This is a genomic window from Collinsella sp. HCP28S3_E9 (assembly GCF_052065455.1).
GTDB lineage: Bacteria > Actinomycetota > Coriobacteriia > Coriobacteriales > Coriobacteriaceae > Collinsella.
The window spans coordinates 68,934-89,356 of the sequence record NZ_JBQHTZ010000004.1 but is presented as its reverse complement, the minus strand read 5'-3'; the positions used below and the strand labels follow the sequence as shown (position 1 = coordinate 89,356).

Annotated in this window: 19 protein-coding genes; 7 read left to right on the top strand and 12 right to left on the bottom strand. The window is 59.8% G+C overall.

The features are described 5' to 3' along the window. Nucleotides 1–28 precede the first annotated feature (28 nt). On the bottom strand, nucleotides 29–2,008 hold the full coding sequence (locus tag ACTNA2_RS03210) for an NAD(+) synthase (protein WP_441048597.1): 1,980 nt from the start codon (nucleotides 2,006–2,008) through the stop codon (nucleotides 29–31). A 203-nt stretch (nucleotides 2,009–2,211) separates the two neighbouring features. On the opposite strand from ACTNA2_RS03210, the gene ACTNA2_RS03205 reads away from it, so the two are divergent. Continuing rightward, on the top strand, nucleotides 2,212–3,174 hold the full coding sequence (locus ACTNA2_RS03205) for a hypothetical protein (RefSeq protein WP_441048596.1): 963 nt from the start codon (nucleotides 2,212–2,214) through the stop codon (nucleotides 3,172–3,174). A gap of 138 nt (nucleotides 3,175–3,312) precedes the next feature. Beyond that, a complete protein-coding gene (locus ACTNA2_RS03200; RefSeq protein WP_441048595.1) occupies nucleotides 3,313–4,620 on the top strand; it encodes a hypothetical protein in 1,308 nt (435 codons plus the stop codon). A gap of 59 nt (nucleotides 4,621–4,679) precedes the next feature. Here ACTNA2_RS03200 and ettA read toward each other — a convergent pair whose 3' ends face one another. From ettA to ACTNA2_RS03185, 3 genes are all read right to left on the bottom strand, one after another. Then, entirely contained in the window at nucleotides 4,680–6,359 is a 1,680-nt protein-coding gene (gene ettA / locus ACTNA2_RS03195; RefSeq protein ID WP_055251458.1) for an energy-dependent translational throttle protein EttA, read from the bottom strand. 184 nt (nucleotides 6,360–6,543) lie between these two features. Next, complete coding sequence (locus ACTNA2_RS03190) at nucleotides 6,544–7,245, bottom strand: SdpI family protein (RefSeq protein WP_441048594.1); 702 nt, start codon at nucleotides 7,243–7,245, stop codon at nucleotides 6,544–6,546. Further along, entirely contained in the window at nucleotides 7,238–7,516 is a 279-nt protein-coding gene (locus tag ACTNA2_RS03185; protein ID WP_427727824.1) for an autorepressor SdpR family transcription factor, read from the bottom strand. The genes ACTNA2_RS03190 and ACTNA2_RS03185 overlap by 8 nt, the downstream gene beginning before the upstream one ends. A 299-nt stretch (nucleotides 7,517–7,815) precedes the next feature. Here ACTNA2_RS03185 and ACTNA2_RS03180 point away from each other — a divergent pair, with 299 nt between their 5' ends. Further along, nucleotides 7,816–8,613, top strand: a complete 798-nt coding sequence (locus ACTNA2_RS03180; RefSeq protein WP_441048593.1) for a tRNA threonylcarbamoyladenosine dehydratase — start codon at nucleotides 7,816–7,818, stop codon at nucleotides 8,611–8,613. Between the two features lie 14 nt (nucleotides 8,614–8,627). Next, nucleotides 8,628–9,410, top strand: a complete 783-nt coding sequence (locus ACTNA2_RS03175) for a TatD family hydrolase (protein WP_441048592.1) — start codon at nucleotides 8,628–8,630, stop codon at nucleotides 9,408–9,410. A 60-nt stretch (nucleotides 9,411–9,470) separates the two neighbouring features. Here the strand turns inward: ACTNA2_RS03175 and ACTNA2_RS03170 are convergent, their stop codons facing one another. The 5 genes from ACTNA2_RS03170 to ACTNA2_RS03150 all read right to left on the bottom strand — a co-directional run bounded on the left by ACTNA2_RS03170 (nucleotide 9,471) and on the right by ACTNA2_RS03150 (nucleotide 14,540). Continuing rightward, nucleotides 9,471–10,130, bottom strand: a complete 660-nt coding sequence (locus ACTNA2_RS03170; protein WP_441048591.1) for an HAD family hydrolase — start codon at nucleotides 10,128–10,130, stop codon at nucleotides 9,471–9,473. Nucleotides 10,131–10,194: 64 nt separating this feature from the next. After that, on the bottom strand, nucleotides 10,195–11,037 hold the full coding sequence (locus ACTNA2_RS03165) for a Cof-type HAD-IIB family hydrolase (protein WP_441015803.1): 843 nt from the start codon (nucleotides 11,035–11,037) through the stop codon (nucleotides 10,195–10,197). A gap of 150 nt (nucleotides 11,038–11,187) precedes the next feature. Continuing rightward, entirely contained in the window at nucleotides 11,188–11,862 is a 675-nt protein-coding gene (gene deoC / locus ACTNA2_RS03160; RefSeq protein ID WP_441048590.1) for a deoxyribose-phosphate aldolase, read from the bottom strand. Between the two features lie 280 nt (nucleotides 11,863–12,142). After that, nucleotides 12,143–13,837: a glucose-6-phosphate isomerase gene (gene pgi, locus ACTNA2_RS03155; protein WP_427727819.1), complete on the bottom strand. Its 1,695-nt coding sequence runs from the start codon at nucleotides 13,835–13,837 to the stop codon at nucleotides 12,143–12,145. Nucleotides 13,838–14,036: 199 nt separating this feature from the next. Then, nucleotides 14,037–14,540, bottom strand: a complete 504-nt coding sequence (locus ACTNA2_RS03150) for an iron-containing alcohol dehydrogenase (RefSeq protein ID WP_427718555.1) — start codon at nucleotides 14,538–14,540, stop codon at nucleotides 14,037–14,039. A 235-nt stretch (nucleotides 14,541–14,775) separates the two neighbouring features. Here ACTNA2_RS03150 and ACTNA2_RS03145 point away from each other — a divergent pair, with 235 nt between their 5' ends. From ACTNA2_RS03145 to ACTNA2_RS03135, 3 genes are all read left to right on the top strand, one after another. After that, on the top strand, nucleotides 14,776–16,347 hold the full coding sequence (locus ACTNA2_RS03145; RefSeq protein ID WP_441048589.1) for a Y-family DNA polymerase: 1,572 nt from the start codon (nucleotides 14,776–14,778) through the stop codon (nucleotides 16,345–16,347). After that, on the top strand, nucleotides 16,340–16,765 hold the full coding sequence (locus ACTNA2_RS03140; protein WP_441048588.1) for a hypothetical protein: 426 nt from the start codon (nucleotides 16,340–16,342) through the stop codon (nucleotides 16,763–16,765). Before ACTNA2_RS03145 ends, ACTNA2_RS03140 begins: the two co-directional genes overlap by 8 nt. Before the next feature lie 291 nt (nucleotides 16,766–17,056). Continuing rightward, entirely contained in the window at nucleotides 17,057–17,194 is a 138-nt protein-coding gene (locus ACTNA2_RS03135; RefSeq protein ID WP_441048587.1) for a flavodoxin domain-containing protein, read from the top strand. 116 nt (nucleotides 17,195–17,310) lie between these two features. Here ACTNA2_RS03135 and ACTNA2_RS03130 read toward each other — a convergent pair whose 3' ends face one another. The 3 genes from ACTNA2_RS03130 to ACTNA2_RS03120 form a co-directional block, all read right to left on the bottom strand. Then, on the bottom strand, nucleotides 17,311–18,063 hold the full coding sequence (locus ACTNA2_RS03130) for an amino acid ABC transporter ATP-binding protein (RefSeq protein WP_022094423.1): 753 nt from the start codon (nucleotides 18,061–18,063) through the stop codon (nucleotides 17,311–17,313). Between the two features lie 12 nt (nucleotides 18,064–18,075). Next, complete coding sequence (locus tag ACTNA2_RS03125) at nucleotides 18,076–19,437, bottom strand: ABC transporter permease subunit (RefSeq protein ID WP_441048586.1); 1,362 nt, start codon at nucleotides 19,435–19,437, stop codon at nucleotides 18,076–18,078. 116 nt (nucleotides 19,438–19,553) lie between these two features. After that, nucleotides 19,554–20,414 (bottom strand): ABC transporter substrate-binding protein, encoded by an 861-nt coding sequence (locus ACTNA2_RS03120; RefSeq protein ID WP_441048585.1) that lies wholly within the window; start codon nucleotides 20,412–20,414, stop codon nucleotides 19,554–19,556. Between the last annotated feature and the right edge of the window lie 9 nt (nucleotides 20,415–20,423).

The following is a 20,423-nucleotide window of genomic DNA, read 5'->3' as shown; positions in this document are numbered from 1 at the left end:
CCCCCGTATTGGTTCAATTTAGCCAACCTTAGTCAATTGGATTGAGCGCGTCGATCCGCGCAAGCCACAGACGCGAGCTGGCGTCACTCGGCATACGCCAATCGCCGCGCGGGCTGAGCGTCACCGAGCCCACCTTGGGACCATCGGGCATACAGCTGCGCTTAAACTGCTGGGCAAAGAAGCGACGATAGAACGTACGCAACCACGTGTGGACGGTCTTGGCGTCATAGACACCCTCAAAGCTCTTGAGCGCCATACGGTAGATCTTGCCCGGCTCAAAGCCAAAACGCAGCAGGTAATAGAGGAAGTAATCGTGCAGCTCGTACGGGCCCACCAAATCCTCGGTCTTCTGCGCAATCTCACCGTCGCCCGTCGGCGGCAGAAGCTCGGGGGACACCGGCGTATCGAGGATATCGAGCAAGACCTCGGCAATACGCCCGCCAAAGACATCAGCGGCATAACGTACCAGATGGCGCACAAGCGTCTTGGGCACGCTCGCGTTGACGGCGTACATGCTCATGTGGTCGCCGTTATAGGTAGCCCAGCCGAGCGCCAGCTCCGACAGGTCGCCCGTGCCGATAACAAAACCGCCAGCCTGGTTGGCCAGATCCATCAGAATCTGCGTACGCTCGCGGGCCTGGCTGTTCTCGTAGGTCACGTCTTGGACGGCCGGATCGTGCCCAATGTCCTTGAAGTGCTGCTCCACGGCCGTGTGGATCGAAACCTCGCGGAAGCTCACGCCCAGGTCGCGAGCGAGCGACTCGGCATTGGACTTGGTGCGACGCGTCGTGCCAAAGCCAGGCATGGACACGGCTGTGATACCGGTGCGCGGCAGCCCCAGTGCATCGAAGGCACGCACGGTCACAAGCAGTGCCAGCGTAGAGTCCAGGCCGCCCGAAAGACCGATGACTGCAGCCTTGGTACCCGTATGGGCAAGGCGAGTCTTGAGGCCGGCAGTCTGCAGATTGAGGATCGTCTCGCAGCGCCCGGCCAGGTCACCATGGTCGGCCGGCACAAAGGGCGCGCGGGGGAAGACACGGTCGATGTCGAGCGCATCGCGCAGGACAGGTTCTTCGGCCAGCACGCCCTCAAACGAAAACTCAACGGTTGTGGCCTCCGGTGCATCGTCCGCGCGCGTCCACGTGGTCGAACGACGGCGCTCGGCAACCAGACGGTCGAGGTCAACGTCGGCCACCGCCATATCGCAGGTGAGGAGCTTCGTGGCGGCGAGCTTCGAGCCGTTTTCGTAGACGAGGTTCTCGCCCGCAAAGACCATGTCGGTCGTGGACTCGCCCTCGCTCGCGTCTGCATAGGCATAGGCACAGTACAGGCGCGCACTTTGGTTAGAGATAAGGCTGCGGCGATAGTCTGCCTTACCGATAATCTCGTCCGAGGCCGACGGATTGAGGATCACCGTCGCACCGGCAAGCGCCATCTCGGTCGAAGGGGGCGCCGGCACCCACAGGTCCTCACAGACCTCAATACCGAGTACCAAATCCTCGGCGCCCTCATCACAGCAGCGGTAGACAAGCCCCGAACCCAGCGGAACCGGACCCTGACCGGCAAACTCAACCCACACGGGATCGGCGGGCGCCGGAGCAAACCAACGGCGCTCATAGAACTCGCCATAGTTGGGCAGATACTTCTTGGCCGTGAGGCCCAAAAGCTCGCCCGCGCAGCACACGGCGGCACAGTTGTAGATATTCTCGGCCACCGCAACGGGAAGACCGATGGTAAAGACAATCGGCAGCTCGCGGGTTTCATCGAGAATATGTGCCAGTGCGGTCTCGCAGGTATGCAGTAATGTGCGGTTATGGAACAGGTCGGCCGCGGTATAGCCGCACAGATTAAGCTCGGGCAGCACCAGAGCACGGACACCGCGCTCGACCGCCTCGCGAACAGCCGCCAGCGCAACCTCGGCATTGCCCTCGACATCGGCCACGCGAATCCGCGGCGAGGCCGCCGCCACACGCAAAAAGCCATCAGACTGAGAAAGGTGAAGATTCATAAGAATGCTCCCGTGCGTAGACGCCATTCACAACAATTAGCAAGCCCTATTGTAGTTCAACCGCCGGGTGTAACCGCATCCCACCAATTTGGTGAGCTATTGATGAGTTGATGGTATCTGTTAAATGTCACGTAAGATTCACATCTGGTGGGTACCCTGATGGCTACACGAAACGAAGCAGATTTACACCGGGAGGGCCCCGTATGACAACCAAGTACACCGACGCGCCGCGCACGCGCGTCATGACACCGGCCGCACTCAACAACGGCGTTCACGAAAACCATTCCATCGGACAGACCATGGCCATCGCGCCCAAAAAGGGCCTGTTCGACGACATTTCCATTCCCCAAATCATCGCCGGCGCCGCAGCTGCCGCCACGAGCGTCGCACTTGCTTCCAAGATCGGCATCGCCGGATCGGTGATCGGTGCCGCCGTGAGCTCGGTCATCACCGTTGTGTCCTCGCAGGTCTACCGCCACTTTATCTCTGCCAGCGCCGAAGCCCTCAAAGGCACGCACGCCGCCGTCGACTACCCTGCCGGCGCCTATGAGCCCGTTGACCTTAATGCCGAGGAGCACCTGGGCGGCGCCGCGACTACGCAGGAGATGCGCCAGGTTGCGGGGCGCGCGACCACGGCGCGCGTCGCCCCCAACAGTCTGCGTGCCAAGGCGGCGGCAGAGCGCAGCCAGACGCAAAAGAAGGTCATCGTCTTCTCGATCGCCATCGCCATCGTCGCGGTCATCGCCTGCGCCGGCGCCATCCTTATCACCACCGCCGGTGAAGGTCTGGGCGAGCGCCCCGAGCCAATCCTATCGTCGCGCACGACCGAGCACGACGCGGATAGCTCCGGTCAATCGCAAAGCCAGCAGGACGACTCGCAGGACACCTCCGCATCCACCGACTCGTCCTCGAACGCCCCCGATCAATCGCAGGGCGCCGATTCCTCTGTGAACAACAGCGGCACGCAATCCGGCACGACTGACTCAAGCCAAACGACCGACGGCTCTCAACCGAGCACGGGCGACCAGACGAGCGGCAATACATCGGGCACAAGCTCCACCGACAACAGCAACACCAATAGCTCGAACAGTTCGAACAGTTCGAGCGGATCCGCGTCCGGCACGCCATCTGACAGCTCGAGCCAAGGCACGGCATCGGGCAACTAGGCACGTTTGCCTCTCATAGATAACCGACCTGCATAACGGGCGCGAACCGGCAACGGTCGCGCCCGTTTGCCTTGGACGACGAGATGGCAAGCCCCATGCGATGGTAAGATGCTTTGGTGTGTATAGAGGAGATTTGCCATGAGCAAGACAATAGTTAAGCCCACACTATCGCTGGGCAACCACATCTATCTGTATCGCCTGCTGCGCGACGCGATTGGGTGCGGCAAGCAAACGTTTATGACGCAGGTCGAGGAGGCGCTCGCCGCTGGTGACATGGCCGCTTATGACCTGGGCTTCGAGTCCACGCGCGAGCTGCTCGAGGAGCTCGACGACTGCATTAAGCTGACCGTCTTTAAGGGCGGCCGTCTGTATGCCACCGTCATCGCCAACGAAGCCTGGGATGCCGCCCTTGCCAAGGGCGAGGACAAGCCCAAGGCTGCCAAGGGAGCCAAGCAGTCCTACAAAAAGAAAAAGCGCGGCGAGAAGGACCTCAAGGCCGTGCGTCCCAAGCACGTTAAGCGTCCCGAGCCCGAAGACATGGTTGAAGCCGCGCCGGAACCCGAGCCCGAGGCGGAGATCGAAGTCGCTATTGAGGTAACGACAGAAGCCGAAACCGAAATCGACGCCACGACCGATCCCGAAGTCATATCAGAGCAGGAAGCCACTGCGGAGCTCAACGAGACTCCCAAGTCGACAACCGGAGAAGCCGCCAACCAACCCGAGGCGTCTGCGTTCCAAAACAGCGATGTTTTTGGCGACGAGGCCGAGGACGATCAGTCCAACGAGCCCGCGGATCAAGACGCTACCGAGTCGACGCCAGAGCCCGAGACACCGCAGCCTGCCATCTCGCTCACGGTCGTCTATGACCCCGAGAACGCAAACGCCGGCATCACCACCATGGCATCCACGCCAGCCGAGGCAAAGCCGAGCGTCGAGAATGAGAGCGCGGTGCAGGTTGAGGTTGAAACCGCAACTGCAGACGCGCCAGTCACCGTAAAGCCCGCAGATTCCACGATCAAGCCGGAAGCGACGCCGGAGTCCGCACCCGTCATCGAGTCCGTACCCGCCGCTGCTTGCGACCAAATTCCCGCACCGGCACCGGCTTCGGTACCCGCAGCGGCCCCAACCCCCGCGCCCGCAGCACCGACCATCCCCGAGGACTTCCCTATCGATTTCGCAACCGAGGTCTTCTGCCCCAGCCCATTGCTACACCAGCTGTCGACCTATCTCCCCTACGGCGCCGACACGCTCGGCATCGTCGGCGAGTACTACTGGATCGCCCGCGAGCGCGGTACCATCGAGGCCGCGCGAAACCGCGCAAGCTTCCCCCTGCGCTACACGCAGGCCGGCGAGCGCCACGAAGTCACCGTGCGCATCCGCCGCAACACCACCGGCGGTCTCGGAGCCACCTGGACCATCGACAAGGTCGAGCCTTCTACCAAGTAAAAAAGGGACGATAACCCCCAAGGTTATCGTCCCTTTCTCGTTAGGTCACCTGAGCTCGACTAATCGCGCGTCAGCTTGCGGTGAATACGATGCGGCTGGGCTGCGTCCTCACCCAGGCGCTCGATGCGGTTGGCCTGATAGGCCTCGAAGTTGCCCTCAAACCAATACCAGTTGCCCGGATTCTCGTCGGTGCCCTCCCACGCCAGAATGTGCGTGGCGACGCGGTCCAGGAACATACGGTCGTGGCTAATGACCACCGAGCAGCCCGGGAACTCGAGCAGTGCCGCCTCGAGCGAGGACAGCGTCTCGACGTCGAGGTCGTTCGTGGGCTCGTCGAGGAGCAGCAGGTTACCGCCCTGCTTGAGCGTGAGCGCCAAGTTCAGACGGTTGCGCTCGCCACCGGAAAGTACGCCAGCGCGCTTCTGCTGGTCCTGGCCCTTAAAGCCAAAGCTCGCCACGTATGCGCGGCTGGGGACCTCGGTCTCGCCGACCATCATGTGGTCCAGGCCGTCCGAGACGACCTCCCACAGGTTCTTATCGGGGTCGATGCCGGAGCGGTTCTGATCGACATAGGAGATCTTGACGGTCTCGCCCACCTCGAGCTCGCCCGAAGTCAGCGGCTCCAGGCCCACGATGGTCTTGAACAGCGTGGTCTTGCCCACACCGTTGGGGCCGATGACGCCCACGATGCCGTTGCGCGGCAGGGTGAACGATAGGTCGTCGATGAGCACGCGACCGTCGAACTCCTTGTGCAGGTGATGGGCCTCGAGCACCTTGTTGCCCAAACGCGGGCCCACAGGGATGCGGATGTCGGTCCAGTCGAGCTTCTGGCTTGCGCGGGCCTCGGCCTCCATCTCCTCATAGCGAGCCAGACGGGCCTTGTTCTTGGCCTGACGGGCCTTGGGGCTGGAGCGCACCCACTCGAGCTCGGCCTCCATGCGCTTGGCGAGCTTGGCGTCGCGGTTGCCCTGAGCCTCGATACGCGCGGCCTTGGTCTCCAGATACGTGGAGTAGTTGCCCTTGTAGGGATAAAGGTGGCCGCGGTCGACCTCGCAGATCCACTCGGCAACGTTATCCAGGAAGTAGCGATCGTGTGTGACGGCTAGCACCGCGCCCTGGTAGTTGTGCAGGAAGTGCTCGAGCCACAGGATCGACTCGGCGTCCAGGTGGTTGGTGGGCTCATCGAGCAGCAGCAGGTCGGGAGCTTCGAGCAGCAGCTTGCACAGGGCCACGCGACGGCGCTCGCCGCCGGAAAGCACGTTGACCGGCATGTCGGAATCGGGCAGCTGCAGGGCATCCATAGCCTGGCCGAGTTTGGAATCGATATCCCAGCCATCGGCGGCGTCGATCTCGTCCTGGAGCTTGCCCATCTCGGCCATGAGGGCATCCATGTCGCAGTCCGGGTCGCACATCTCCTCGCCGATCTTATTGAAGCGATCGACCTTGGCGATCATGTCGCCAAATGCCATGCGCACGTTCTCGATGACGGTCTTGTCGTCGTCGAGCGGCGGCTCCTGCTGCAGGATACCCACGGTGTAGCCGGGGGTAAGTCTGGCATCGCCGTTGGAGACTTCCTCGATGCCGGCCATGATCTTGAGCAGGGTCGACTTGCCCATACCGTTAGGGCCCACGACGCCGATCTTGGCACCGGGATAGAAGCTCAGGGTCACGTCGTCAAGGATCACCTTGTCGCCATGAGCCTTGCGAGCCTGATACATCTGGTAGATAAACTCTGCCATTTGCCTGTTTTATCCTTTCTACCTGCTGTTTCCCTATTCTTGTTTCGCTTTAGTGGAAACGAGATGAGAAAACCAGCTCTAAAACGTAACGAAAAAGGGGCACGGTTACCCATACCCCCTAATACTACCTGGGAAAAGTCCCCCGGAACATACTATGAACTGCGTACGCTAGTTTTCCGCAACCTTAACGAGCAGCTCGCTGCGATTTGCGCCACAGCAGATACGAGTAGACGTAGACGACTCCGACAGAACCAAACGCCAGAACCGCAATCACCGCGGCGACAACTTCACTTGAAAGCACGCTACCCGCAACGCCCATCACAATCAGACCAACACCCAGCACCATAAAGCAGGCACCGCCAAAACGCTGCGTACGGCGCCAGTTCTCGGGATCGGCAAGCGCCCAGGGCGTCTTGATACCGAGCGTATAGTTCTGCTTCACACGCGGCAAGTAGTTGCCTACGCCAATGAACAGCAAACCGACAGCACCGGAAATCAGCACGTTGACCGAACCGACCGCCGGCACCACGCCCCAGACCGTAAGCTCTCCCAGCCAGCTTATGGCGCACATGAACAAGGTGAAGGCGATTACGAAGCCCTGATAGAACTTGCCCGAGGTTCGATATGCCTCACCTTTGGGATCGATGCGCGGCACCACGCAGAACATTGCGAGAAGCACCAGGGGCAGCACGCCGAGCGCGGAGGCCTTCCAGCTGGGACCCCAACCGTCAACGCCGTTCGCGCCCCAGTGCGTGGGAATCTGCGCAGGCAAGCTCGGCATCACCATAAGGTGCGCTACGATATTGGCGACGCATAGAGCGACCAGCGCGATCCACACGCGTGGCGATACCCCCGTGGCGTGAATGCCCTTGTTTTCGTTATTCATCCTTATCACCTTCAGTGTTTGTAAAGCCCATAAACCAACCGATCAAGTCCTGCATGACGGTGGTGTTTAAGCTGTAAACGATGTTTTGGCCATGACGTTCATCGGTCACCAACCCGGCGTTTTTGAGCGTCGCCAAATGATGGCTCAACGACGGCTTGCTGATATCGAAATGCTCGGCAAGCTCCCCGGCCGTACAATTGCCCTTGCGCAACAGTTCCAAAATGTGACGCCGTGTAGGATCGGCCAGCGCTTTAAAACCCTCTCCCGGCATAGGACCTCCTCTCAGTATTTCGTTCGACGCGCACACTATACTCGATATTTAGATGTTTGTCTAACTATCTAATCTTGTACTCAAAAAAATAGCCGCCCCGCGTAATGCGAAGACGGCCACTTCTCACGCCATAAACGTGTTTCGGAGTTGGCTAACCCGCGGCAACGGGCGCCATCTGCTTCAATCTTATGCGAATCCCGATCCCATTTCAACAAGCCCCAAGGGCTCAAATGGAATCGAAATAATACCTATAATGGCGATAGCTAAAACACGATTCGCTTCCCCATCGGAGGATATTTATGACCGAAACCGCTGCCGCAGCCGCCATCGAGACACGCGACACCAAGCTCGAGATCATCATGGGCCGCGAGGCACTCGATAAGCTCGCCGATGCTACGGTGCTGGTGCTCGGCTGCGGAGGCGTGGGCTCCAATTGCTGCGAGGCACTCGCCCGCGGCGGCATCGGTCATTTCGTCATTCTGGACAAGGACATCATCGCGCCCAGCAATATCAATCGCCAGGCCATCGCCTTCCACAGCACCGTCGGCAAGCGCAAGGTGGACGTGATGGAAGCCATGATTCGCGATATCAATCCCGCCGCCACCGTTATCAAGCGCACCGAATACCTGTTGAGCGACAACATCGACGAGTTCTTTGCGAGCGTTTTTGAGCAGACGGGCGGCAAGCTCGACTACGTCGTCGACGCCATCGACACCATCTCGGCCAAGCTCACCATTGCCAAATATGCTCAGGACCACGACATTCGTTTGGTTAGCTCCATGGGCGGGGCCAACAAGCTCCATCCCGAGTGCCTCCGCTTTGCCGACATCTTCGATACGGTACGTGACCCCATGAGCCGCATTATGCGCAAAGAATGTAAGAAGCGCGGAATCAAGAGCCTACATGTATTGTTTAGCTGCGAGGAATCGGTTAAGACACAGCCCCGCGACCCTTCCAACATCCACGAGCGTACCGAGCTTGGAACCGCCAGCTTTATGCCGCCCATCATGGGTCAGATGATTGCCGGCGAGGTTATCCGCCAGATCAGTGGGCGCGGCACCGAGCGCGTGCGCGCCGATGGCCAGCGCCTGGACTAGCGGAGTGCGCCGAGATGGAGCCCCGGTTATTTGATGCACACTGCCATCTTGATTTGATGGCTTACCCGAATGCTGTTGCCGACGAAACTGCGGCTATAGGGCTGGGGGTCTTTGATTGCGGGGTCGACCCGCGCGACTTCGCGGCAGCAAAAAAGCGGGCCAGCCGTTACCCAAACATTATCGCGGGCGTTGGCCTCCATCCCTGGTGGCTCGCCGACGGCCGCTGCGGTCCTGCCGAAGTCAATCTGCTTTGCAAAGTTGCTGCCCAAGAGCGCTACATCGGCGAGGTGGGGCTCGACTTTTCCGCGCGCTTTGCCGGAAGCGAACCGCTTCAAATGCAGGCACTTGACCGGCTCTGCGATGCGCTCGCGCAGTGTCCTCTTGCCGGGCGCGTAATATCAATTCACGCCGTTCGTTCGGCAGGAACCGTACTGGACGTCCTCGAATCGCATGGACTACTCATCCCAAACCCCGACTCCCCCGCTATCATCTTCCACTGGTTTAGCGGCACTTCGGACGAACTCGCCCGCGCGCGTAATGTGGGCTGCTATTTTTCCGTGAACGATCGTATGCTCGCCACCAAGCGCGGTCGCGAATACGCACGACAGATTCCGCTCAATCGTCTACTGCTTGAAACCGACGCCCCAGCCGAAGCAAACGCAGAAACAAGCGCGCAGTCGCTCATCAGATCGCTCACATGGACCTCGACGCGCATCGCCTCACTCAAAAATTGTGACGCAAAGCACATTGAGTCGGCAGTTTTAGCAAATGTGCACTCTGTTTTTGGCCTTCGCTAACCCCTGTGGGCAAAAAGACGACAACGATACCATTATGACGGTAGATGTGCCGTCCAAGTCCTACGCAAGCTCCAGCAGCTCCGGCAGCTGGTCGATAATCTTGTCCGCGGCATCCTGGCTAAAGCCGAAGCGTTCCTCGCGCTTGGCAATGACCGTCAGGCCGGCTCGCTTGCCGGCAGTGATACCAGGTACCGAATCCTCAACGCAGCAGCAGCGATTCGCGGGCAGTCCCAGCAGGTCCAGCGCATGCAGGTAGATGTCGGGCTCGGGCTTGCTCTCCTTAAACTGCTCGCCGCTCACCACATACTCAAAGGCATCCGACAGCCCGCACGCATTGAGCACTTCCTCGATGCTATCCATGGGAGACGAGCTGGCAAGCGCCACGCGAACGCCGCGGCGCGGCAGCTCTCGAATCGTATCCACGGCGCCTGGGTTAATCAAAGCCTGATAGTCGCGCGGACGCTTATGCGCCCACTCGTCCCAACGGGCCAACGCTTCCTCGCCAGATAAATGCCCCTTACCGGCGCGCTCAAACCAATCGACCAGCATATGCAGGAAGAACTGATGTGAGGTACCGATCTGCCCGTTCAACTCCTCTTGAGTCAGGTTAAGCCCAAGCTCCTTGGCAAACGCGGCAGTCTCGCCCAGGTAGTAATACTCGGTATCGACAATGACGCCGTCCATGTCAAAGATAACGGCGTCGAACGGAAATGCGGACACGGCACCCTCCCTAACAAAAGGGCGCCTGTAAGCAGGCGCCCGAACCATGCATTAATCGGCGATTCTAACCCAGCAGCTTATCCAGCGCCACCGCAATGCCGTCTTCGTTGTTATTGGCAGTCACCATCTGGGCCACGGCCTTAACCTCGTCAACCGCGTTGCCCATGGCAACACCGGTGCCGGCCCACTCAATCATGGACTTGTCGTTCTGGCCGTCGCCAAACGAGACGACCTCGCTGGCATCGATGCCGAGCTTGGGCAGGGCACCCTCGAGCGCGCGGGCCTTGTCGATACCGGGAGCCGTAAACTCAAAGTACCAGTCGGCCGTAAACATACCCGAAAGCGTCTGAGTAAAGGGCGCATACATCTCCTCGTGATGCGCTTGCAGATAGGCCGGGTCGCCCGCAGTGAGCAGCTTGTCCACGGGATAAGTGTCCACGACCTCATGCAGGCTCTCCACCTCGCGAATCTTAAGATCGCACGCGTCGCGCTCATACTTGACGATATTCTTCTGCGAGCCATCCGGCAGCGTAATCATGCAGCGGTACGAGTCCTCGACGTGCAGATCGCGACCAAGCGAAATCATAGGGATCACGTCAAAATTACGCAGATGATCAATCAGACGGTGCAGTTCGTCAGCCGGCATGGCCTGGTCAAAAAGGACCTCATCGGTCTGAGCGTCGACCACATGCGCGCCATTAAAGGCCACCAGCAGACCGTCATGGTTTTGAAGGTCGAGCTCCTGCGCCAAGGCGTGCAGCCCCCATGCGGGACGGCCCGAAGCCAAAATGAGCTTAATGCCCGACTCCTGCGCCGCGAGCAGCTTCTCGCGCGTACGCGGGCTGATGACCTTTTGGTCGTTGGTGAGCGTACCGTCGATATCCATTGCGATGGCTTTGATTGCCATATAAGCCTCCCTGTCATTGAACAACCTTGCCTGAGTCATCATACAGAACACCTACTGCGGCTCTGTCTGCAACGGGGTAAAAGGTCATATTGTCCCGAACATGAACGGCGTGTGGTCGTGAAGCTTTATCGCTCAGGTCAAATACGTCTGCTAGCGACGCTCATCCGTCGGTGCGCCCTCGACGATCGCGATGCCCGCCGATGCACCTAACGCGCTGGCGCCGACCTCGATGAATGCGCAAGCCTCTTCGTAATTATGGATACCGCCCGCCGCCTTGATTGCCACGGAATCGCCGAGCACCTCGTGCATCAGCCGCACGTCCTCGAGCTTAGCACCGCCAAAGCTTCTGCCGGTCGATGTCTTAAGGAATCCCGGCTTGGCCTCCAGCGCGATCTCGCATACACGGCGCTTGGCGGCGTCGTCGCCGTCCAGCTTGCACATCTCAACGATTACCTTGTCAGTGATGCCATGCGCGCGACAAAAATCAGCAACGGCAGTCATCTCGCGCTCGATGGCATCAAAATCGCGGTTCTCGATCGACCCCTGATTCAAAACGTAGTCAATCTCGGTAAAGCCACACGCAGCGTATTCCTCAAACCTCGCAAGCTTCTCCTCAAGCGTCATAGTGCCCTGGGGAAAGTCGATAGCGCCGGCAAGGATGATGTCAGAGCCCTCGAGCATGGCGCGGCCCGTCTCGTACTCCTGCAGGTTCGCAAATACGCAGCGAAAGTTGTACTTTAGCGCCTTCTCGACATACTGCTCAAACGTGTCCTCGGGGGCATCGATATAGTCGATGTATTTATTGATGGGTTTGGCAAGCGTCATGCTGGGCCTCCTTGTTCAGGGCTGACAACCGATTCGTGGTTTCACGCGAAAAACCACGTTCAATCTACGCCCGACATGCAAGGACAGCGCCCTCATTCCGGCAAGTGGTATGAAATTAGCTGTAGACGTATATTTACGGACAGCGAATGGCACCGCACGCGGATGCCGACTGCAAGACATCCCCCCTCAATACGCCCTCATGCCCACTCAAATAGCAAAGGGGCCCGCATCCCAACGGATAAGGGCCCCTTTCATTCATAAGCCAACTCGGCCGTAAAGACTACTTGCGATGCGCGCGGTAGAACTCGATGAGCGCCTGGGTCGAAGCGTCCTGCTCGGCCTTGGCAGCGTCGTCGTGGAAGGCCGGGGTGATCTGCTTGGCAAGCTGCTTGCCCAGCTCAACGCCCCACTGGTCGTAGGAGTCGATGCCCCAGACCGTGCCCTCGACAAACGTGATGTGCTCGTACAGGGCGATGAGCTCGCCGAGTGCGAACGGGGTCAACGTGTCGCCGAAGATCGAGGTCGTCGGACGGTTGCCCTCAAAGCAGCGGGCCGGGACGATTTGCTCGGGCGTGCCCTCGGCACGAACCTCGTCGGCCGTCTTACCAAAGGCGAGCGCCTTGGTCTGGGCCAGGAAGTTGCCCAGGAACAGCTCGTGAACATCCTGGCCGCTGTCGGTTGCGGGGTTGGCAGTGTTGGCGAAGGCGATGAAATCGGCCGGGACCACCACGGTGCCCTGGTGCAGCAGCTGGTAGAAGGCGTGCTGACCGTTGGTGCCGGGCTCGCCCCAGAAAATCTCACCGGTATCGGAGGTCACAGCGCTGCCGTCCCAGCGGACGTGCTTGCCGTTGGACTCCATGGTGAGCTGCTGCAGGTAGGCCGGGAAGCGGTGCAGATACTGGCAGTACGGAAGCACGGCGTGGCTCTTAGAGCCGAAGAAGTTGACGTACCAGACGTTGAGCAGGCCCATTAGCGCGACAGCGTTGTTCTCGAGCGGGGTATTGCAGAAGTACTCGTCGATGGCGTGGAAACCCTCGAGGAACTGCTGGAAGCGCTCGGGACCGAGCACGACGATCAGCGACAGACCCACGGCGGAGTCGACGGAATAGCGGCCGCCGACCCAGTTCCAGAAACCAAAGGCGTTAGCGGGGTCGATACCGAAGGCCTCAACCTTGTCGAGTGCGGTGGAAACGGCAACGAAGTGCTTGGCCACGGCCTCGGCGTTCTGCTCCTCGGAGCCGTCGATGGCACCCTGAGCCTTGAGCTGCTCGAGCATCCAGGTCTTGACCTCGCGAGCGTTGGTGAGGGTCTCGAGCGTGGTGAAGGTCTTGGAGACGATAATCACGAGCGTGGTCTCGGGATCCAGGCCCTTGAGCTTCTCGGCCTGGTCGTTGGGGTCGATGTTGGAGATATAGCGGCAGTCGATACCGGCGTCGGCATAGGGGCGCAGAGCCTCGTAAGCCATGACCGGGCCCAGGTCGGAGCCGCCGATGCCGATGGACACCAGATGCTCGATCTTCTTGCCGGTAACGCCCTTCCACTCACCGGAGCGCACGCGCTCGGCAAAGGCGTACATGCGGTCGAGGACCTCGTGCACGTCGGCGACGACGTCCTGGCCGTCGACGATGAGCTGGCCCTTCTCGGTTGCCGGGCGGCGCAGCGCGGTGTGCAGGACGGCGCGGTCCTCGGTGGTGTTGATGTGCTCGCCAGAGAACATGGCATCGCGGCGCTCCTCGAGCTTCACCTCGCGGGCAAGATCGCACAGCAGTTTGACGGTCTCATCGGTCACCAGGTTCTTGGACAGGTCGAAGTGCAGGTCACCGGCGTCAAAGCTCAGCTTGTTCACGCGCTCTGCATCGGCAGCGAACCAGGCCTTGAGGTCGATACCTTCGGCCTCGAGCTTCTCCTGATGAGCCTCGAGCGCCTTCCAAGCGGCGGTCGACGTAGCGTCGATAGGTGCGGCAACAGTTGCCATAAAGTCCTCCTCAACATACGGGCGCAAATCTCCATGCGCCCGGATAATCAGATGCCCCTATTCTAGCGCAGGTCAAGACCGTAATCAGCCAGCGTTGCCAATCCGCCCCCAAACGGCGACCGACCAAAAAGGGACAGGTTTATTTTGGCAGGTCAAACGCTTTACCTACCAAAAATAGCCCATCTCTTTATGGCAGACATTAGGCCGCGGCGCACACGCTGCCGAGCAGCTCGCGCAGAGGAGACCCAATGCCCTCAAGCAGTTCGGGAGCGATAATGGCAAAAACGGGAACCTCGCCGGCCCCCACGACGGCAGGCACCTTGCCCTCCGAGACAATGCATCCATAAGGGACAAAACCATCTTCGCCGGCATCGAGCGCCGCCATGCGGCGCGCGAGTTCGCGCGCAAAGCCGGCAGTATCGGCATCGCCAATCGCCAGGACAAAGTCCACGCCTTCGTCGGTCGCCAGGGCCACGGCCTCGTCGATCAGCTCGTCTCCCCCGTCGCCCTCAACCGAGCCGCAGCGAAAAAGCACGCGCTCGAGCAGAGCTCGGTCAAGCGAACCGAGTGCCGCCGAGACAAGCTCATCGCGCGTATGCTTGTCACCACCCAGCACCACCAGCGCCTTGGTGCCGCCGTAGTGAGCGACCAATCGTCCACACCAGCGAGCCACGTCTCCATCCGCAACAAGGCGCGTCGGCATACCAAACCCATAGTTGACCATTATCCCCACAACCCTTCCGTGCTTTATGGTGGTATCGATCGTTAGGCTCATGCTACGAAGCGAGGTTTTCCGAGCTGTTTCGCGCTCTTTAGAGCTGCGTTAAAACCCGATGCAACCGCCCGACCATACCTGCCAAAAAGGGACAGGTTTATTTTGGTAGGTAAAACGCTTGACCGACCAAAACAAACCTGTCCCTTTTTGGCAGGTTTTGACGATGTCCGGACGAGCGGGTATTATCGAACATGCATTCGATAAGAACATGTGTTTGATGGGAGGACGCGTGGGGGACGGGCGTCACACCTATATCTGCATCGACCTCAAGACGTTTTATGCCAGCGTCGAGTGCGTCGACCGCGGGCTCGATCCGCTCACCACCCACCTGGTCGTTGCCGACGAATCACGCGGGCGTACGACCATCTGCCTCGCCATTACCCAGGCCATGAAGGACCTCGGGATACACAACCGCTGCCGCCTGTTTGAGATTCCCGACGGCATCGGCTACATCAAGGCCGTACCGCGCATGCAGCACTACATGGAGGTGTCGGCGCAGATCTACGGTATCTACCTGGAATACGTCAGTCCGCAAGACGTTCACGTCTACTCAATTGACGAGTGCTTTATCGACGTGACACCCTATCTAGAGCTCTACCATACCAATGCCAAAAGCTTTGCCTGCATGCTGCGCGATGAGGTCCTCGCGCGCACCGGCATCACGGCGACAGTCGGCATCGGCCCCAACCTATTCCAGGCCAAGGTGGCGCTCGACATTACCGCTAAGCACGTACCCAGCCGCATCGGCATACTCGACGACGAGACCTTTCGCAAGGAGATCTGGCCCCATCGCCCCATCACCGATATCTGGGGCATCGGCCCCGGCGTGGCAGCCCGCCTCGAAAAGTACGGGGTATACGATCTGATGGGCGTCGCCGCGCTCGACGAAAACCTGCTTTACGACGAACTCGGCGTCAATGCCGAGTATCTCATCGACCACGCCTTTGGGCGCGAGCCGACAACTATCGCCGATATTCAGGCCTATCGCCCGCAGGCAACTTCAACCACCACAGGACAAGTGCTCTCGAAGGGTTATGCCTACGAGCAGGCCTACACCGTCTTGCGCGAGATGGTCGATGCCGCCGTACTGGACTTGGTCGATAAGCACGTGGTCTGTGACAGCATCTCGCTCTTTGTGGGCTACGCGAGCGAGCGCGCCGACATACGCCGCCTCGACGCCAGCGGCACAGCGCAATATGTAGACGGATGCGGACATTTACGTTCGAGCACGTCGAGCATCGAACCCGCCGCAACCGCCGGCCCCGAGCTCGCACCCCGTGCACCCAAGCCCGTCCAGCGCGATGACGAACGACGCCGTCTGGTGCGCGAGGCACAGGCAATCGACGGCATCTTTGTGGGAGAGCATGGCGGCAAACCGCGTGGCGGCTATGCCGCGCTCTTTGCGCACTCTAACGCTTCGCGCAAGCTGCCCGAGCGCACCAATTCGTTTAAGAAGATCATGGGCTATTTCGATGAGCTCTGGGCGCAGACCGTCGATCCCAAACGACCGGTCAAGCGCATCAATTTGGGCTTTGGCAACCTCATGCCCGAGGAATTTGCCACCATCGATCTGTTTAGCGATGTTAAGGCCGATGAACGCGAGCGCGACCTGGCCCGCGCCGTTCTGGCCGTGAAGGGCAAGTACGGCAAGAACGCCCTGGTCAAGGGATTAAGCTTTACCGCCGGCGCCACCGCACGCGAGCGCAACGATCAGGTAGGAGGACATCGTGCCTAAGGCCCAACAACAGCCGATGCGGCCACCGACACCTTTTGAACGCCTGGCGGACCCCGATGGAAGGCGTCGCGCCGCCGACCCCAGGCTCACCGCCAACGGTGCCGTTCGCGCCAACCGTGCCGCGCAGTTTATGCCCTTTGCCGCCCTCACGGGATACTATGAGCTCGTGCGCAAACAAGAGATCTCTGTTGAGCCCAAATGCGAACTCACGGAAGAAAAAGCCCTCGAGCTTTCAAAAAAGCTCGAGGGCCTCAAACGCGGCGACTTGGTGCGCGTCACTTATTACGATACATACGGCTATCGTAGCCGAACCGGCATTCTCGACGAAGTGCTCCCCGCGTTCAAGCTGCTCAAACTCCGAGACATCGCCATCGGCTTCGACGATATCCAAGACATCGAGCTGCGCGGCCGAGCCTAAGCGCAAGCGTACGCCCGGCCCTACGGCTTTATGACGTAATAGCCGCATCCCTCACGGCAGCCTCAAGCACCTCACGATCGATCGGGTTTTTAGAACGGATACACGCCGTGTGGTCTGTATACGTCACCGTGGCCCAAATGCCATCGAGAGCGTTGAGGGCGTTCGTCACATTTTGCGCGCAGCACCTCACCCATATCTATCAGCAGGGCCACAGCCTGGCAAAACTTGCCCAGGCAACCCGATAGAGCATACAAACCGCGGCCGCACGCCGCACAACCGAAAGGAAAACATATGAGCAAGATCGCAGTCGTCTACTGGAGCGGCACAGGCAATACCAAAGCCATGGCAAACCTCGTTGCCGAGGGCGCGGCGTCAGCCGGCGCCGAGGCAGAGGCCGCCTGTCGCGCCCTTGGAGCCGAGCTCGCCTAACGGCGATAAGCTCCGCCCATACGCGGCTCTGCACCAAAACACATTCGCATCCCAACAAAAACGGGGCTGGATCCAAATCCAGCCCCGTTTTCTGCTATGTCAGCCACATAAAGCAGCTACGAGATGTTGCCCAAAAACGCCTTGGTGCGCTCGCTCTTGGGATGGTCGAAGACCTCGCTCGGCGTGCCCTCCTCCACGATAACGCCGCCGTCCATAAAGACGACGCGGTCGGCGACGTCGCGGGCAAAGCCCATCTCGTGCGTCACCACGATCATCGTCATGCCGTCACGCGCAAGATCGCGCATGACACCCAGAACGTCGCGGACGAGCTCGGGGTCAAGCGCCGACGTAGCCTCGTCAAAGAGCATCACGTGCGGGTTCATCGACAGGGCGCGGGCGATGGCCACGCGCTGCTGTTGACCGCCCGAAAGCTGGCTCGGCATAAAATCGATGCGCTCCGCCAGACCGACCTTGGTCAGCTCCTCGACGGCAATCTTCTCGGCCTCTTCCTTGCTGCGCTTGAGCACCTTTTGTTGCGCAAGCATGACGTTCTTTTTGACCGACAGGTGCGGAAACAGATTGAATTGCTGAAACACCATGCCCAAGTGCGTACGCACCTTATTGAGGTCGACGCCCTTGGCGCACACATCCACGCCCTCGACGACAATCGAGCCGCTCGTGGGCTCCTCAAGACGGTTAATGCAGCGAAGCATCGTCGACTTACCCGAGCCCGAGGGGCCCAGGACCACGACGACCTCACCCTTGTGCACATCCAGATCGATGTCGCGCAGGACCACGTTATCGCCAAAGGCCTTCTGGAGATTCTTGATGCTGACGACGACCTCGTTCGAGTTATTGGTTTCGCTCATAATAGAACCTCCTTACAGACCTGCAATATGATCGGCGGGTGTCGCGACAACCTGTCCGGCGCTCTTGGTGGGACGCTTCTTTTTGGTTTCGGCCGTCCCCAGAAGTCTCGCCTCAAGACCGCTCACCAAGCGCGCAAGCGGCAGGGTAATGACCAGATAGAACAGGGCGGCAACCACATACGGCGTGATGGAGCCCGTCGTCGCCACGATGGTGCGGGCATTCATGACGATTTCGACCACGCCCACGGCGGCGAGCAGCGACGTATCCTTGTAAAGCAGGATAAACTCGCTGGTCAGCGTAGGCAGGACATTGCGGAACGTCTGCGGAATCATAACGTAGAGCAACGTCTGGAAGGCATTCATGCCCAGCGAGCGGGCAGCCTCGTTTTGGCCCTTGGGGATCGACTGAATACCGGCACGGAAGATCTCGCACAGGTACGCAGACGAGTTCATGGCCATGACGATAACGCCCAAGACGTAGTCGTCCACCTTGACGCCGGCAAGTGGCAAGCCAAAGAACGCGATATAGATCTGCAGGAACGCCGGCGTACCGCGGATGATATTCACGTAGATGCCGGCAAGACAGCGCAGGATGCGCGACTTGGAGATGCGCATGAGCGACAAGGCAAAGCCAAAGGGGATTGCCAGCGGAAACGCCACAAGCACGATCGAGAGCGACATAAGGAAGCCCTTAAATACGACCGGCAGGCTCTGGACCAAAATGACCGGGTTCAAGAACAGGCGCAGGAACATATTGGAATTCCAAGCCTCGACCCACGGCTGTTCCTTAAGATCGGCTTGGAAGTTATCGAAGGCCGTCACGCCCTTAATCTCGACGGAAGGAATCTTGGAAATCTTCTTGGTCGAACCGTCGGCGAGCGTATAGGTGCCGCTAAAGGCCTCGTCGCCGCCTTCGACGGGGAAGGTCACGCCGTACACCTCGACACGGAAAAAGCCGCCGGCAGGCGCCGTCTCGCCAAAGTCGATCTTGAGCGTCTGGCCATCTACCGTGCACGTGGGCTTCATGGGCGTGCGATCCATGAGGTCCTCGCCCGAGAGCATCGTCAATCGCGTGTCATCGGTACCAAACGTCGTGCCGTCGACAAACGTCAGCGAAAGACCGCTCAGCTCCTCGTCGGCATCGGCCTGAACTTCCCAGGTAATGCGTGTCTCGGTGCCGCCGACCACATCGCTGCCCGAACCGGTGTTGGGTCGGGCGGTAATCTTTGCGGTCTCAAGCGCTTGGGCAGTCGAGGGCGCAGATGCCCCCACGCACACCAGCGCGAGCGCCACGGCCATGACACAGGCTAGCTTTTGGAGCAAGGCGGGTAGTGAAGAACGCTGCTCCGCGGCCCCTTTGTTCAGTCGAGACAAGGTGGCTCCTATCGTAGAAGTTGCCGGCAAATAGAGACGGAAACGCTCTCCGTCGAGAGAAGCGCAAAGGCCCTCTCCGCTAAACGGAAAGGGCCCACACGCAATCAAGTATCTGTTTACTTGATGTTGTACTTAGCCATGAGGGCGTCAACGGTACCGTCGTCGGTCAGGTCCTTGATGGCCTGGTTGATGTCGTCCTTGAGCTTGGTATTGCCCTGGTTGATGGCAATGGCGTACTCCTCGCCGGTGCTGATCTGTTTAACCGTGTGGCAGGTGTTGAACTGCTCGGCGGTCAGCTGGCTGGCAACGGAGCGGTTGGTGACTACGGCATCGCCCTTGTCGGACTGCAGGGCGCTGAAGCACTCGGTAGCGTCCTTGTAGGGGATGATCTTGGCCTTGGGGAAGTTCTCCTGGGCAAAGGCCTCGGCGGTCGAGCCAGACTGGACGATAATGGTAGCGTCGGCGTTGTTGAGCTTCTCGCTGTAATTGTCGGCCGTGATGTCGGTGTTATCGACCTTGGTCACGATAGCCTGATCGTCCATGTAGTAGGAATCGGAGAAAGCGACTTCCTTCTCACGCTCGGGCGTGTCGGTGATAGCCGCAATGGAGACGTCATACTTGGCGCCCGAAGCGACGCCGGGGACGAGCGTGTCGAAGTCGTTGTTGACGTACTCGACATCCAGGCCCAGCTTGTCGCCGATAGCCTTGATGAGCTCAAGGTCAAAGCCCTGATAATCGCCGTTGTCATCCTTGTACTCAAACGGAGCGTACTCGGCAGAGGTGCCGACGGTCAGCGTACCGTCCTTGACGAGCGCGTACTCCTTGGAGCCGTCGACCTTCTCGACCTTAGCGTCGTCAGAGCTGCTGGAACCGGCATCAGAACCAGAGGTGGCGTTGGACGAGCCGCAGCCCGTCAGTGCGAGGGCAAGCGCCATGGCGCCCGTGGCGGCAAATGCGCCAAGCTTCTTCAGCTTCATAATCAGTCT